The sequence below is a fragment of the Rheinheimera sp. 4Y26 genome, assembly GCF_025245835.1.
Lineage (GTDB): Bacteria > Pseudomonadota > Gammaproteobacteria > Enterobacterales > Alteromonadaceae > Pararheinheimera.
Genome location: NZ_JAOBWS010000007.1, coordinates 58,055 through 72,464 on the forward strand (window position 1 = coordinate 58,055; position 14,410 = coordinate 72,464).

At 49.6% G+C, this 14,410-nt stretch carries 14 protein-coding genes; 8 read left to right on the plus strand and 6 right to left on the minus strand.

Annotated elements, in window-relative coordinates:
- Positions 1–48 precede the first annotated feature (48 nt).
- The 5 genes from ruvA to N3Z11_RS10640 all read right to left on the minus strand — a co-directional run bounded on the left by ruvA (position 49) and on the right by N3Z11_RS10640 (position 6,826).
- Entirely contained in the window at positions 49–672 is a 624-nt protein-coding gene (gene ruvA / locus N3Z11_RS10620; protein ID WP_260657155.1) for a Holliday junction branch migration protein RuvA, read from the minus strand.
- A 69-nt stretch (positions 673–741) separates the two neighbouring features.
- On the minus strand, positions 742–1,263 hold the full coding sequence (gene ruvC, locus N3Z11_RS10625) for a crossover junction endodeoxyribonuclease RuvC (RefSeq protein ID WP_260657156.1): 522 nt from the start codon (positions 1,261–1,263) through the stop codon (positions 742–744).
- A gap of 2 nt (positions 1,264–1,265) precedes the next feature.
- On the minus strand, positions 1,266–2,009 hold the full coding sequence (locus N3Z11_RS10630; protein WP_260657157.1) for a YebC/PmpR family DNA-binding transcriptional regulator: 744 nt from the start codon (positions 2,007–2,009) through the stop codon (positions 1,266–1,268).
- A gap of 139 nt (positions 2,010–2,148) precedes the next feature.
- Entirely contained in the window at positions 2,149–3,936 is a 1,788-nt protein-coding gene (gene aspS / locus N3Z11_RS10635; RefSeq protein ID WP_260657158.1) for an aspartate--tRNA ligase, read from the minus strand.
- Between the two features lie 76 nt (positions 3,937–4,012).
- Positions 4,013–6,826, minus strand: coding sequence for a transporter substrate-binding domain-containing protein (locus N3Z11_RS10640; RefSeq protein WP_260657159.1), 2,814 nt, complete (start codon positions 6,824–6,826; stop codon positions 4,013–4,015).
- A 71-nt stretch (positions 6,827–6,897) separates the two neighbouring features.
- Between N3Z11_RS10640 and N3Z11_RS10645 the strand changes: the two genes are divergently transcribed.
- The 8 genes from N3Z11_RS10645 (at position 6,898) to N3Z11_RS10680 (ending at position 13,555) form a co-directional block, all read left to right on the plus strand.
- Positions 6,898–7,764 carry a DUF72 domain-containing protein gene (locus tag N3Z11_RS10645; RefSeq protein ID WP_260657160.1) on the plus strand — a complete coding sequence of 289 codons (867 nt, stop codon included), beginning with the start codon at positions 6,898–6,900 and terminating at the stop codon, positions 7,762–7,764.
- A gap of 134 nt (positions 7,765–7,898) precedes the next feature.
- The gene (gene cmoA, locus N3Z11_RS10650; RefSeq protein ID WP_260657161.1) at positions 7,899–8,666 is read left to right on the plus strand and encodes a carboxy-S-adenosyl-L-methionine synthase CmoA; all 768 of its coding nucleotides are present in this window, start codon (positions 7,899–7,901) and stop codon (positions 8,664–8,666) included.
- Complete coding sequence (cmoB, locus tag N3Z11_RS10655; RefSeq protein ID WP_260657162.1) at positions 8,659–9,624, plus strand: tRNA 5-methoxyuridine(34)/uridine 5-oxyacetic acid(34) synthase CmoB; 966 nt, start codon at positions 8,659–8,661, stop codon at positions 9,622–9,624. Before cmoA ends, cmoB begins: the two co-directional genes overlap by 8 nt.
- A gap of 17 nt (positions 9,625–9,641) precedes the next feature.
- Entirely contained in the window at positions 9,642–10,550 is a 909-nt protein-coding gene (locus tag N3Z11_RS10660; RefSeq protein ID WP_260657163.1) for a LysR family transcriptional regulator, read from the plus strand.
- A complete protein-coding gene (locus N3Z11_RS10665; RefSeq protein ID WP_260657164.1) occupies positions 10,547–10,960 on the plus strand; it encodes a hypothetical protein in 414 nt (137 codons plus the stop codon). The genes N3Z11_RS10660 and N3Z11_RS10665 overlap by 4 nt, the downstream gene beginning before the upstream one ends.
- Positions 10,961–11,074: 114 nt before the next feature.
- Positions 11,075–12,127 carry a phosphoribosylformylglycinamidine cyclo-ligase gene (purM, locus tag N3Z11_RS10670; protein ID WP_260657165.1) on the plus strand — a complete coding sequence of 351 codons (1,053 nt, stop codon included), beginning with the start codon at positions 11,075–11,077 and terminating at the stop codon, positions 12,125–12,127.
- A gap of 5 nt (positions 12,128–12,132) precedes the next feature.
- On the plus strand, positions 12,133–12,786 hold the full coding sequence (gene purN, locus N3Z11_RS10675; RefSeq protein WP_260657166.1) for a phosphoribosylglycinamide formyltransferase: 654 nt from the start codon (positions 12,133–12,135) through the stop codon (positions 12,784–12,786).
- Complete coding sequence (locus tag N3Z11_RS10680) at positions 12,767–13,555, plus strand: DUF3108 domain-containing protein (protein WP_260657167.1); 789 nt, start codon at positions 12,767–12,769, stop codon at positions 13,553–13,555. Before purN ends, N3Z11_RS10680 begins: the two co-directional genes overlap by 20 nt.
- A gap of 59 nt (positions 13,556–13,614) precedes the next feature.
- On the opposite strand, the gene N3Z11_RS10685 is transcribed toward N3Z11_RS10680, so the two are convergent.
- Positions 13,615–14,409 carry a class II glutamine amidotransferase gene (locus N3Z11_RS10685; RefSeq protein WP_260657168.1) on the minus strand — a complete coding sequence of 265 codons (795 nt, stop codon included), beginning with the start codon at positions 14,407–14,409 and terminating at the stop codon, positions 13,615–13,617.
- Between the last annotated feature and the right edge of the window lies 1 nt (position 14,410).

Genomic DNA, 14,410 nt, shown 5'->3' on the forward strand with positions numbered 1-14,410 from the left:
CAATCGGATCTTGTTGTGATGCAACAAAACGCCTTGGTTAATTCCTGATTAAATCATCGACTTTAACGCAGCTTTGATCAGCTGTTCACTGCCAAGATCTGCTTTAAATACTTTTTTCACCGCCAATGCGGCCTGTGACTGACTATAACCCAGCGAAATCAGTGCGCTGATAGCATCTGCTTCCGGGCTTTCTTTGAGCTCAAAACTTTGAACTTCATCATCACCCAGCACCAGATGATCAGTGACAGGCGTGGCTACAGACAAACCCCAGTCTTTGAGTTTATCGCGCATTTCCACCAATAAACGTTCGGCGGTTTTTTTGCCAACACCAGGCAGTTTTACCAAAGTGCTGATGTCGTCATGCTGCACACAACGCACGAACTGACTAGCCGTTAAACCCGACAAAATTGTCAGTGCCATTTTCGGGCCAATGCCGTTTGCTTTAATTAACTGGCGGAATAAACTACGCTCCGTTGGATTAGCAAAACCATATAACAGCTGGGCATCTTCCCTGACCACAAAGTGGGTATATATAGTGGCTTCCTGGCCAACAGCCGGCAAGGTATAAAAACTGGTCAGCGGCAACTGCACTTCGTACCCTACCCCAGCCACTTCAATCAATAAATCCGGGGCTTGTTTTTCGGCGATAATGCCTCTTAATCGACCAATCATAAAAATCCTGCTGCATAAAAATGCGAATTGCTGTTATTTGCGATGTTAGCTCAGGCTAACCCAGGCGGCTTATCTTAAGCGGCCACGCACTGTTTTACTGGCCTGCCCTGCCATACTGATTAAACTTTGCTGGGTATGACCATGGCACAGCGCCACCGCCAATGCATCGGCAGCGTCCGCCTGCGGGCTGGCTGGCAGCTTCAGCAGGGTTTTCACCATATGCTGCACCTGAGTTTTATCGGCCGCACCTGTGCCGACCACAGATTGTTTGACCTGACGGGCAGAATACTCAAATACTTCAAGCCCAGCCACTTTAGCGGCGACAATAGCAGCACCGCGGGCCTGACCCAGCTTGAGCGCAGAGTCGGGGTTGCGCGCCATAAACACCTGCTCTATGGCAAAAACTGTGGGCCGGGTTTGTTCAATAATTTGACTGACGCCGTCAAAAATTTGCTTAAGCCGATCCGGCATTTCACCAAGCGTCATCCGGATACAACCACTGGCGATATACTCAAATTTAGAACCCTGCTGTCGGATCACGCCGTAGCCTGTGAGCCGGCTGCCAGGGTCTATGCCAAGAATAATATTCAAGCTTATTCCACCAGCGCCAGCACATCATCACTGATGTCGGCATTGTGATAGACGTTTTGCACATCGTCAAAATCTTCAAGCATATCAATCAGCTTGAAAAACTTCACCACAGTGTCAGCATCAATCTCGGCTTTGGTTGAAGGCACTAAACTCACTTCGGCATGTTCGGCCTGTAAACCGGCACGCTCCAGAGCTTCTTTGACATCCAGAAACAGCTCAGGACTGGTGACCACCTCAAAGGAACCATCGTCATGCGCCACTACGTCATCAGCACCGGCATCCAGCGCTTGCTCCATCAGTTTGTCTTCATCAACACCTGATGCAAAACTTAATAAGCCCTGACGCGAGAATAAATAAGACACAGAGCCGTTGGTGCCAAGATTGCCACCATATTTCGTGAAGGCACTGCGCACATCCTGCACAGTACGTTTGTGGTTGTCGGTGAGAGTTTCAACAATAATCGCCACGCCGTTCGGGCCATAACCTTCGTACACCAGCTCTTCAAAATTTTCGCCACCGTTGTCACCGGCGCCGCGTTTTACTGCACGCTCAATCACATCCCGCGATAAATTATTCAGCAGCGCTTTGGCAATGGCGGTCCGTAATCTCGGGTTGCCGTCCGGATCTGCGCCTTGTTTGGCGGCAACTGTCAACTCGCGGATCAGCTTGGTAAATATTTTCACCTTTTTGGCATCCTGACGCGCCTTGCGGTGCTTCATGTTGGCCCATTTACTATGACCTGCCATCTTGATACTCCCTCAATAACAAAACTTGTAATGATCTGCCAGCACGGACTGACTGCAGAGATAAAAACGGCGACATAGTGTCGCCGTTTTTTGCTGAAGCTACTGTGGTCAATGCCACAGTGACATGCTGTGGTCGCTGTTATTTGTCAGCTTCAGCTTTGGCAACAACGGCAATGCCCAGATCGGCCAGTTGTTGTGGATTGGCAAAACCAGGAGCGTCTGTCAACGGACAAGCGGCGGTGGCTGTTTTCGGGAATGCCATCACATCACGGATAGACGTCGCGCCTGTCATCAGCATCACTAACCGGTCCAGACCAAAAGCCAGACCTGCATGTGGTGGCGCACCGTAGCGTAATGCTTCTAACAGGAAGCCAAATTTTTCCGCAGCTTCTTCATCGCTGATGCCCAATAACTGGAACACTTTGGCTTGTACTTCAGGCGTGTGAATACGCACAGAACCACCGCCTAACTCAGTCCCGTTTAATACCATGTCGTAGGCGTTGGATAATAATGTACCAAGTTCCAGCTTGTCGGTATCAGTCGACAGGAAAGCTGCTGTATCCAAAGGTGAAGTAAAGGGATGGTGCACAGCGGAATAACTGCCATCATCGTTTTCTTCAAACATTGGGAAATCAACCACCCACAGCGGCTTCCAGCCAGGCTGAGTGATACCTAAATCTTCACCCAGTTTTAAGCGCAGCGCGCCCATGGCTTCACACACCACTTTGGCCCTGTCAGCACCAAAGAAAATCAGGTCGCCGTTTTGTGCGCCGGTGCGCGCTAAAATTTCTGCAACTATGTCGGCTGTTAAAAACTTGGCAACTGGCGACTGAACGCCTTCCAGGCCTTGTGTTACATCGTTCACTTTTAACCAGGCCAGACCCTTGGCACCATAAATACCCACAAAAGCGGTGTAGGTGTCGATGTCTTTGCGGGAAACTTTTTCAGCGGCGCCAGGTACTTTTAACGCAACGACACGACCTTTCGGGTCATTAGCCGGGCCTGAGAACACTTTAAAATCAACATCTTTAAGTAAATCAGCCACATCAACAAACTGCATTGGATTACGTAAATCCGGTTTGTCTGAACCGTATAAACGCATGGCTTCAAAATAGGTCATCTGTGGCAGTTTGCCTAAATCCACATCCAGCATCGATTTAAACATCGACACCACCATTTCTTCAGTCACAGCCATCACTTGTTCGGCGGTCATAAAGCTGGTTTCGATATCAATCTGGGTGAATTCCGGCTGACGGTCGGCACGTAAATCTTCGTCACGGAAACATTTGACGATTTGATAATAGCGGTCCATGCCGCCCATCATCAGCAGCTGCTTAAACAACTGTGGTGATTGTGGCAACGCAAAAAACTGGCCTTTATGGGTGCGGCTTGGTACTAAATAATCGCGGGCACCTTCTGGGGTTGCTTTGGTCAGAATAGGCGTTTCAATATCTAAAAAGCCGTTGCTGTCCATAAAGTTACGGACAAAACTGGTGACTTTGGCGCGGAATTTTAATCTGTCGCTCATCACAGGGCGACGGATATCTAAATAACGGTATTTGAGGCGCTGCTCTTCACTGTTGTTCTGGTTAAAGTCCAGTGGCAGGGCCGGTGCTTTGTTCAGTATGGTTAAGGCTGAAGCGTAAACTTCCACTTCACCGGTCGCCATGTCTTTATTCACCTGAGAGTCAGGACGGGCGCGCACAGTGCCGGTAATCTGCACACAGAATTCGTTGCGCAGCTCAGCGGCCTGAGCAAACATTTGCGTTAAATCCGGATCAAAAAACACCTGCACCAGACCTTCACGGTCGCGCAGGTCAACAAATATCAGACCACCGAGGTCACGACGACGGTTGATCCAACCGCACAGAGAAACTTGTTGCCCGACATGTTGTGCGTTCAACAGACCGCAATAATGACTACGCATGCACTGATCCTTTCTACCGGTACTTGAGCTTTACGCTGAAAAATGAGCGCCAATTATATAGAAAAGATCTCTAAAGTCACTGCCCTTGATGACTAAAACGATAACAGCCTTTGCCACTTTGTTTAGCGCGGTACATCAGGCCATCGGCAGTCTTTAGCATCTGCTGGCTGTCGATGCCATTGTCCGGATATAAGGCGATACCAATGCTGGCCCCCACCCTGGCGGCACAGGCCGACAACTGCAGCGGGTTGGATAAATGCAGCAAAATTTTCTCTGCAACTATAGCGGCATCGTCTTTATCCAGCAGACCAGTCAGCATAATGACAAACTCATCCCCACCAAAACGCGCCACAGTGTCACTTTTGCGCACACAGTGTTGCAGCACTTCAGCCACTTTGACCAGCAGCTCATCGCCGACATGATGACCATGCTGATCATTCACTTCTTTAAAACCATCTAAATCCAGAAACAACAACGCCAGTTTTTCATGATGCCTTGCATGCTGCAGTAGTGCCTGTGTTAACCGCTCCTCCAGCAGATTACGGTTGGCCAGTTTGGTTAAATCATCATGAGTGGCCATAAAACGCATTTTTTCTTCCATTTCTCTGCGCAAACCAATTTCGCGGCGCAAAGACATATTCCAGAAGAACACCAGCACTAACAGCACAGCACCAATGCCGACCACCTGCAATACCAGGCTAATGACCCTGTCTTCATCAAAACCCTGATGAATTTCTACCGAAAACCAGCGATCGAGAATTTCGCTGCGGTCTGACTCATTCAGCGTTTTTAATCCTTTATCCAGAATTTGCAAAAGTTCAGGCCAGTCTTTGCGCACCGCAAATAAAGATGGATAAGTGGGCATATCCACCGGCAAATGCATCCTCAGATTGCTGTTTTCGGCCTGTCGTAACGCCCGGCCGGAAGAGATGACGGTGTCAACGACAAAATCCACTTCACCACTTTGCAGCATGGCAAGCCCCTGCGTCAGATCCTTGCTAAAACGCAGCTGAATGTCCGGATGATTGGCCTGAAAATATTTCACGATTTGATAATCTTGCAACACCGCTACTTTTTTGCCTTTGAGCTGACTCAGTGCTGTTATTTCCATCACAGCGTTATGACTGATTAAAGTCCACTGGAAAGGCCAGAAGTTATGGCTAAAAGCGGCAAATTTACGACGCTCTGGCAAATCCGACATATTGGCAACCAGATCCAGCTTACCGGCGGCAAAATCAGCTTCCAGATCGACCCAATGCTGGTAAGGTACGGCAGTAAAACTGGTGCCCAGACGCTGATTAAGCTTTTGCAAAATATCATCAGTGACACCTCTGAACCGTCCGCTCTGATCCACAAACTCCATCGGCGCCCAGTCCGCCATCACACCTACTTTCAGCAGCCTGTGTTCAGCAAGCCATTGTTGCTCTTCCGGCGTTAACGGCACTTGCTGCCGAAACCGCGCAAAGTACGCCAGTTCAGGTGAAGAGACCCAACGTTTTTCAATCGCTTCAAGCTGATCCTGCGTCAGGGCATTAAAACCAAACCGGATTTTATTGGCCAGCTCATTGTTGCCTTCCCGCGCCAACACCTGCAAAACGGTTTGATATTTGGGGAAATCGAGCATCTGATAGCTGTCCGTTTGTTGTAACATCAGACGCTGCTGCATAATCAGATCTGCACCAAAAAAACCGGCAATTTCTCTGCGTTCCAGCGCTTGTTGCATATCTTCAAGTTTGTCAAAAACGACAAACTTCAGCGTTGGATAATCCTGACGCAATACTTTTTGATAGGCCGCAGAAGCAAAAATCCCAATAGGGCTTTGCACCTCGCTCAGGTTACTTAGTTGCTGATTTTTCGGATAATAAAAAGACGAGCTCAGATTATAAATCGGATACACACTTTGCACGCCGGCACGGCTGTCCTGCATATAAGGAAACCCCATATGCACATCAACCCGCCCCTGGCTCAGGCTGGTTAAACCCGAGGCTGTGGTGTCCGGCACTATAGCTATCGGAATACCTGTTGTTTCCGACCACAGACGCCATAAATCCACCAATAACCCCTGCGGCTGACCGTTGCTGGCCACACTCATCAGAGGCTGATTGCCCACCGACATGGCGATCACTATAGTGTCGTCGCTGCTGATACCACTGAGCCAGCGCCGCTGCAGTTTATCCGGTAATGTGGCGGGCAATTTAGCCGCCAGCACCTCTATCTCATGCGCCAATGCCGTCGCTGTTTTTGGCACGGCATAAGTCAGTTGCATTTTTTCCAGCGGGATCTTTTTAAACAGCGGGTACAACTCGCTTAACTGCTGGATGCGGCTGTAGCGCGGCGTTAACCTGTCCAGACCAATAAAAGCTTTGATACGTCCTTCCAGCGCGGCGTCAAACATGGCGCTGGTGTGATCAAACTGCTGCAGCACTAAATCAGGTTGTTTTTGCCGGATGGTCGCCAAATGGCCGGAATTACGCACCACGCCCACTAAATGCGGCAACAGCGCCGGCAGATTGTTCACATAATTTAAATCGCGGTGGATAAACACATTACTGTGCACTTCAGCAATTGACTTGCCCAGCAAATAACTGGCCGCCCGCTCCGGTGTCACGGCCAGGCCACCAATCACATCGGCTTTGCCATCAGCCAGGGTCTGATAAATATCGGTCCAGTCTACTGCCACAAATTCTACAGCGCGGCCATCAACAGCAGCCAGCGCGCGCCACCAGTCAACCACCAAACCACCCGGCTGATTCTGGCTATCCAGATACATATAAGGAAAACTGTCATTACTGATGGCGATACGCAGCGGTTTTGAAGGCTCATCAGCCTGAATATCCAGTGCAGTAAACAGGCCGCACCACAGAATCAACAACACAAGGCATAACTTCATTATGTTACTCTTTCAGGATTCACAGTGCCGGCACTTGCCCGACCGGCATCGCGCTTTTACAGGTGAGAGCTATGTATTATTTAGGTTGCCCGGTTTGGGCTCACACACCATGGCAAGGCAGCCTCTATGCCAAAGATAGCCGATCGGCAGATTTTTTAGCGCAATATTGTCGTTTTTTCAATGCAGTAGAAGGCAACACTACCTTTTACGCCAACCCGGCTGCAGACACCATAACACGCTGGCTGGCGCAGAGCACAAGCGATTTTCGCTTTAACCTGAAGGTGCCAAAAGCCGTCAGTCATCAACAGGGCGGACCGCAACTTTTAACACAGTGGCTAGCGCTGATTAGCCCTTTGCGGGAACGGATTGGTTTTATTCATCTGCAACTGCCGGAGCGTTTTTCACCGGCCCAACTTGCTGAACTTTCACCGCTTTTAGAGCTTATCCGGGCGCAACATGCCTGCGCCGTCGAAATCCGTCACCCGCAATTTTTTGATAAGGCCGACAACGAAAAAGCGCTGCATCAGTTGCTGCGTTTTTACCAGTGTGAACGCCTGAGTTTTGACAGCCGCAGTTTGTTTTCAGTGCCGGCTGATACACCAGCGCTTCAGGACGCACAGCGTAAAAAACCAAGGTTGCCGGTACATGCAGTGGCATTAACGGATGCACCGGTGTTTCGTTTTGTTGGTCAGGACGATTTGGCGGCTAACCGGCCTTTTTATCAGCCCTGGCTTCACAAAATGCTGCAGTGGCTTGGGGAAGGTAAAACACCTTATGCGTTTTTCCATACCCCTGACAACACCATGGCGCCGGCTCTTGCCCGGCAATTTGCCGCAGATTTACAACAATTAGGCGGTCCGGCCCATGCCATTTTAGCGCCCTGGCCTGGCGATCTTGCCAAAGAAACAGAAACACAGCTGGCACTTTTTGCCAACTAAGCATCAGCTGAGCGAACAACAAAAAAACCGGCCTTTCGCGCAACATGGGTGCATTTTCTGTGGCCGCTAACTTACGGTAACAAAGCCAAATCGGGTAAACTAACGGCATTTGGCTTTGTTTGCCGTGGATGTATATGCAAAAAGATTCAATTTACGCTGAGCCGCTGGCTCAAATTCAGGACTTCTGTTTTGACGCCACAGTGGCCGAAGTCTTCCCCGATATGATCCAGCGCTCTGTGCCTGGCTATCAGACCATCATTCAGACTATCGGCAAATTAACGGCGAGATATCAACAAGATAGCAGCAACTATTACGACCTTGGCTGCTCTTTGGGAGCTGCAAGCCTCGCTATGCGCAGACAGCTCAGTGACAGCCACAGCAAGATTGTCGCCATCGACAACAGCCCAGCCATGGTGGAGCGATGCCAGCGTCATTTACAATCATTTCGCTCCGAGGTTCCGGTTGAGGTGCTGATGGCTGATATCCGCGATGTTGATATCAGCAATGCCGCAGTGGTGGTCAGTAATTTTACCCTGCAGTTTTTACCCAAACAGCACAGAGATGAGCTGGTGAAGCGGATTTATCAGGGTTTAAAACCGGGTGGTATTTTTATTCTATCGGAAAAATTTGTGCAGAACGACCCACACACCCATGAACTGTTGATTGATTTGCACCACGATTTTAAAAGAGCCAATGGCTACAGTGAGCTCGAAATCAGTCAAAAACGCACAGCCCTTGAAAATGTGATGCGCCCGGACACTATCGAAGAGCATCAGCAGCGCTTTAGCAACGCCGGTTTTGGCAGCAGCACCGTCTGGTTCCAGTGTTTTAATTTCTGCTCTATGGTGGCAATCAAAACTCCGGTTGCTGTTAAAAGCGAGGCAGAGGGCATCCATGCTTAATTTTAATAATTTTTACGCTGCAATAGCCCAAAACAAACTGGCCGCCTGGCTGGATGTTTTACCAGCGCAGTTGTCAGCCTGGCAAAAAGAAGCATTGCACGGCGACTTTAAACAGTGGCAAAAAGTGCTGGCCAATTTACCTAAAAGCCAAAGTAGCGTGAAAAACATCAGCACTGACGTCAGTTTTGGCGCGCCGGATGAACTCAGCGCCGGAGAAAAACAGCGGCTTGAAGTGCTACTGAAACAACTGATGCCCTGGCGCAAAGGGCCTTTTACGCTGCATGGTTTGCATATCGACACTGAATGGCGCTCCGACTGGAAATGGGACAGAGTGTTGCCGCATCTGGCTCCGCTTACGCACCGCACTGTGCTGGATGTCGGTTGTGGCAGTGGTTATCACTTATGGCGGATGCGCGGTGCCGGCGCTGAATTTGTGGTGGGCATAGACCCAAGCCAGCTGTTTTACAGCCAATTTTGCGCCATTAAACATTTTAACCCCGACCCCAATGTACATTTGCTGCCAATTGGCATCGACGATATGCCCAAATTGCAGGCGTTTGATACTGTGTTTTCGATGGGGGTGTTATATCACCGCAAATCACCGATAGACTTTTTGCAGCAGCTGAAAAATCAGCTGCGCCCGGGTGGTCAGCTGGTGCTGGAAACCCTGGTGGTCGAAGGTGATGAAACCACAGTGCTGGTGCCTGGCGAGCGCTACGCCAAAATGCGCAATGTCTGGTTTATTCCAAGTACAGCGGCGCTTCAGGGCTGGTTGGCGCGGGTGGGTTTTAAGGATGCCCGGGTGGTTGATTTAAATCACACCTCGCTTGATGAACAACGCAAAACGGCCTGGATGGAAAATGAAAGTCTGGTTGATTTTCTTGATCCGAATGATCATAGTAAAACCATTGAAGGATATCCGGCACCCTTGCGTGCTGTTGTTATTGCAACTGCCTGATTGCGAAAAGGAAGATTATGCCGTACCGCCCCAAGTCAACACTGGAACAATGGCGCATTCTGCAAGCCGTAGTTGACGCCGGCGGTTACGCTCAGGCGGCCGAATTACTCAATAAAAGCCAGTCCAGCCTGAACCACGCAGTGGCAAAATTACAATCTCAGCTTGGTGTTGAGCTGCTGCAGGTCATAGGCCGCAAAGCATTTTTAACCGAAGCCGGCGAAGTGATGCTGCGCCGCTCCCGCATTCTGACCGCACAAATTGAAGATCTGGAACTACTCGCTGCCAGTATCGATATGGGCTGGGAGCCGGAGATCCGCATTGCGGTTGAGCTGGTGTACCCGAAGAAATATTTATATCAGGCGCTGGCAGAATTTCACCCGCAAAGTCGCGGCAGCCGTATTCAGATTATCGACACCGTTATTACCGGCACCACCGAAGTCATTCTGGAAGCAAAAGCAGATTTAGTTATAGCAGCAAGCGGCGTCATCCCAAAAGGTTATCTCGGAGAGCCGATTTGTGTGACCCGGATGATCCCTGTGGTTGGCAAACAGCATGTACTGGCCCAGCATCAGTCGCTGGATCTGGATGAACTCAGTCAGCATCTGCAGATAGTGATCCGCGATACCGCCAGCAAACCGATGGACAATATTGGCGGCTGGCTCAAAGCGGAACAACGCTGGACCGTCAGCAACTTTTATGAAGCCGTTGAGATCTTAAAAAGTGGCATCGGTTTTTGCTGGTTGCCTGCACATTTAGTGCAAGATTTAACAGATTCAGGCGAGCTGAAAAGACTGCCGCTGAGTCAAAGTTCTGAGCGGCTGGTTCCTATGTCGCTATTGACCCCTAAAGAAGAAAAACTCGGTCCAGGCGGCCGGCAACTGCGTCAGTTGCTGCTTGCTGTGCATGGCAAAGGCGGAAACCCATGATGATCAATACCACTGAACTACAACAACTAATGCTCGACAGTGCCAGCGAAGCGGTGCAATACGCAGCGGAGCAACATCAGCAACACCTTGATTTTAGTAAAGAAAGCGTGCCTTTATTAGACACAATGCTGGTCAAATTACATTTGCAGCACAAAAGAGAAGCCATCAGCAAAGAACATCTGTTTACCTTAAGCCATTTATTTGGCGCTTATCTTGGGCAGATATTCCAGCAAAAAGTCGGCGGTCAGTGGCAGCAATTACAGCTGGGGGACGATAACCCGGTGATTTGCCTCTGCCACAATGGCAAAGAATTTCCTTTTGCATCAGTTTGCTACAACAAAATCGTTAATGACGTAGCACTGAGTGTGGATGCGTATCTGACACAGGCGCTTAATAACGCCACTCAGTAACAAAGCAGGGGAAAAATCAACAGCCCTTGCCATAATCCTTTTGTCTGAACGCAGAACAAGGTAAAATGCGCCGGATTTTTTACCCTGACTTTATTTCAGCCATCGAGGATTACCGTGAGCGAGCAAAAAACTTCGTTAAGTTACAAAGACGCAGGCGTAGACATTGATGCCGGTGAGGCTTTGGTCGACAGGATCAAAGGTGCCGTCAAACGTACGACCCGTAAAGAAGTGATTGGTGGTCTCGGTGGTTTTGGCGCCATGTGCCAGATCCCGGCAGGTTATAAAGAGCCGGTATTAGTATCAGGCACAGATGGTGTCGGCACTAAATTACGTCTGGCTATTGATTTAAACCGCCACGACAGCGTGGGTATTGATTTAGTGGCCATGTGTGTCAACGACATCGTGGTGCAAGGCGCTGAGCCGCTGTTTTTCCTCGATTATTACGCCACTGGCAAACTGGATGTTGATGTTGCCGCCAGCGTAGTGAACGGTATTGCCAATGGTTGTGAGCTGTCGGGTTGTGCTCTGGTCGGTGGTGAAACTGCCGAAATGCCGGGCATGTACCACGCCGGTGACTACGACATCGCCGGTTTTTGTGTTGGTGTGGTAGAAAAAGCTGACATTATCGACGGCTCTAAAGTAACAGCCGGTGATCAGATCATCGCCCTCGCCTCTTCAGGCCCACACTCCAATGGCTTTTCACTGATCCGCAAAATTATCGAAGTCAGCGGCCAGACTCCGGACACCCTACTTGAAGGCAAACCTCTGGCCGACCATTTAATGGCGCCAACCCGGATTTATGTAAAAAATCTGCTGAACCTGATCAAAACTGTACCTGTTCACGCCTTATGCCATATCACTGGCGGTGGTTTCTGGGAAAATATTCCACGGGTACTGCCAGCCAATACCAAAGCTGTGTGTAACGAACAAAGTTACCAGTGGCCGGCTGTATTTAACTGGTTACAGCAGCAAGGCAATGTCACCCGTCACGAAATGTACCGCACCTTTAACTGTGGTGTTGGCATGATTGTGGTGGTAAGCCCCGACAACCTCAATGCAGCGCTGAAGTTCCTCAATGATGCCGGCGAAACTGCCTGGCACTTAGGTGAAATTCAGACCGCAAGCGAAGGCGAAGCTCAGGTGATCATCCCTGGTGTGAACGCTTAAGCCTTATGAAATCAATAGTTGTACTGATTTCGGGCGGCGGCTCAAACCTGCAAGCCATTTTAGATGCCTGCCAGACCGGCTTTATTGCCGGTCGTGTCAGCGCCGTGATCTCCAATAAAGCCGGTGTCTATGGCCTGGAGCGCGCGGCGGCGGCCGGTGTAAAAGCACTGGTGCTTGACCACAAAGCTTATGCCGACAGAACCAGCTACGACCAGGCGCTGATGGCGGCTATTGACGCCGAAAAAGCAGATTTAGTGGTACTTGCTGGTTTTATGCGGATTTTAACGCCGGAATTTGTCAGCCATTATCAGGGCCGGCTGTTGAATATCCATCCGTCGTTACTCCCCAAATATCAGGGTTTAAACACCCACCAGCGTGCGATAGACGCCGGCGATACTGAACATGGCTGCAGTGTACATTTTGTGACTGCAGAACTGGACGGTGGCCCTGTGGTATTGCAAGCCAAGGTGCCGGTATTCGACGATGATGACGCAGCTGCCGTTGCCGAACGGGTGCACGAACAGGAGCACCGGATTTACCCGTTGGTGGTGCGTTGGTTTTGTCAGGACCGTTTACAACACCTTGCAGATAAGGCATTGTTAGATGGCCAGATTTTATCAGCTCACGGATATGCCGACGATGATGATGACAACGAATAAAAAATGGCGCCTGTCGGCGTCTTTTTTTTGCCTGACTTCTTTTTTCCTCACCCCGGTTTTCCTGACCACATTCAGCGCCAATAGCCAGGCCGTGGTAATGGAAGAACAAGTCTCGCCTGCCAGCGACAAAGCTGCGCTGCAGCCATTTGAAGCCAAATATCTGATTTATCGTTCCGGCAAACAACATGGTGAAGCCAGCCGTTACCTTCAGACAGACGGCCAGAATTATGAACTGGGTTATCACAGCAAAATCAGCTGGCTGATTTTCAGTGATGAACGCAATGAACGCTCGCGTTTTTATCTGCAGGATGGCCGCATTAAACCCACCCAATATCTGATGAAAAGATCCGGTACCGGACCAAGCCGTCATTATGAGCTGAATCTGGACTGGGCGGGCAAAAGCCTGAAAGTTGATAAAAACCAAAAACTGAAAAAGGTAAACTGGAACGACAACTGGCTGGATTTGCTCAGTTTTCACAGCCAAATTGTGTTGGATTTAAAAGCAGGCAAAACAGATTTTGTCTACGACGTATTAAACCGCCACGGTGAAAGCCGCAATTACAAATATAAAGTAGCGACTGAAGAGTGGTTGTCTTTGCCTTTTGGCAAAATTAAGGCCATCCGCATTGAACGTTACGGCCAGAGTCCGGATAAACAGGTGTATGCCTGGGTTGCGCCTGAACTGGATTATTTACTGGTGCGGTTGTGGCAATCGGAAGACAACGTAGAGCAGTTTGACGTACAGCTGCAAAGTTACCAGCCGAAATAAAGCTATTGTGATGAAGGGCTGCAGTCTGGCAGCCCATTACTTTTAATGCATAGCACTTACTACTTACTGATGAGTGATGAGCGCGACAGCGGCACCAGCTCCCCTGCTTTAAATAAACAAGCCTGCCCCGGCAACATCGCCTGCCAGCTTTCATTGGATGTCAGCGGTAATGTTGCCACTATAGTCACCACATCGTTGGGGGTGGTTTCACGGCTAAAATCTATATCCACGTCTACATCTGACAAACAGGCTTTGCCAAAAGGCGCACGTCTGGTGATCCAGTGCAATTTGGTGCTGCAATAACAAAATAAATAATCACCGTCCGACAACAGCAGATTAAACACCCCGAGTTTACGCAGACCATGGCTTAATTTCAGCAAATAACAAAACAGCTGCTTTTTGCTTTTGGGTCCATTGGGGTATTTGTCAGCAAGGGCGGACAGCAGATAACAAAATGCATGCTCGCTGTCGGTGGTGCCAACAGGTTTAAAACGGCTAACTGGCAACTTTTTATAATCGGTTAACTGACCGTTGTGAGCATAAGTCCAGTAGCGCCCCCACAACTCCCGGGTAAAAGGATGGGTGTTTTCCAACGCCACCCGGCCCCGGTTGGCCTGGCGTACATGCCCCACCACGACGTTACTTTTAATAGGATAGTCACTGACCAGGCGCGCCACTTCAGACTGATGGCTGGCTTGTGCATCTTTAAAAGTCGACACCCCTTTGCCTTGATAAAAAGCGATGCCCCAACCGTCTTTATGCGGCCCTGTGTTACCGCCACGCTCTTTTAAACCTTTAAAACTAAAACATATATCGGTCGGCACATTGGCCGACATACCAAGCAGTTCACACATA

Bases quoted from the DNA above. Each gene is read 5' to 3' on its own strand.
- ruvA (WP_260657155.1), bottom strand. From the start codon at position 672: ATGATTGGTCGATTAAGAGGCATTATCGCCGAAAAACAAGCCCCGGAT.
- N3Z11_RS10630 (WP_260657157.1), bottom strand. From the start codon at position 2,009: ATGGCAGGTCATAGTAAATGGGCCAACATGAAGCACCGCAAGGCGCGT.
- aspS (WP_260657158.1), bottom strand. From the start codon at position 3,936: ATGCGTAGTCATTATTGCGGTCTGTTGAACGCACAACATGTCGGGCAA.
- N3Z11_RS10640 (WP_260657159.1), bottom strand. From the start codon at position 6,826: ATGAAGTTATGCCTTGTGTTGTTGATTCTGTGGTGCGGCCTGTTTACT.
- N3Z11_RS10645 (WP_260657160.1), top strand. From the start codon at position 6,898: ATGTATTATTTAGGTTGCCCGGTTTGGGCTCACACACCATGGCAAGGC.
- cmoA (WP_260657161.1), top strand. From the start codon at position 7,899: ATGCAAAAAGATTCAATTTACGCTGAGCCGCTGGCTCAAATTCAGGAC.
- cmoB (WP_260657162.1), top strand. From the start codon at position 8,659: ATGCTTAATTTTAATAATTTTTACGCTGCAATAGCCCAAAACAAACTG.
- N3Z11_RS10660 (WP_260657163.1), top strand. From the start codon at position 9,642: ATGCCGTACCGCCCCAAGTCAACACTGGAACAATGGCGCATTCTGCAA.
- N3Z11_RS10665 (WP_260657164.1), top strand. From the start codon at position 10,547: ATGATGATCAATACCACTGAACTACAACAACTAATGCTCGACAGTGCC.
- purN (WP_260657166.1), top strand. From the start codon at position 12,133: ATGAAATCAATAGTTGTACTGATTTCGGGCGGCGGCTCAAACCTGCAA.
- N3Z11_RS10680 (WP_260657167.1), top strand. From the start codon at position 12,767: ATGATGATGACAACGAATAAAAAATGGCGCCTGTCGGCGTCTTTTTTT.
- N3Z11_RS10685 (WP_260657168.1), bottom strand. From the start codon at position 14,409: ATGTGTGAACTGCTTGGTATGTCGGCCAATGTGCCGACCGATATATGT.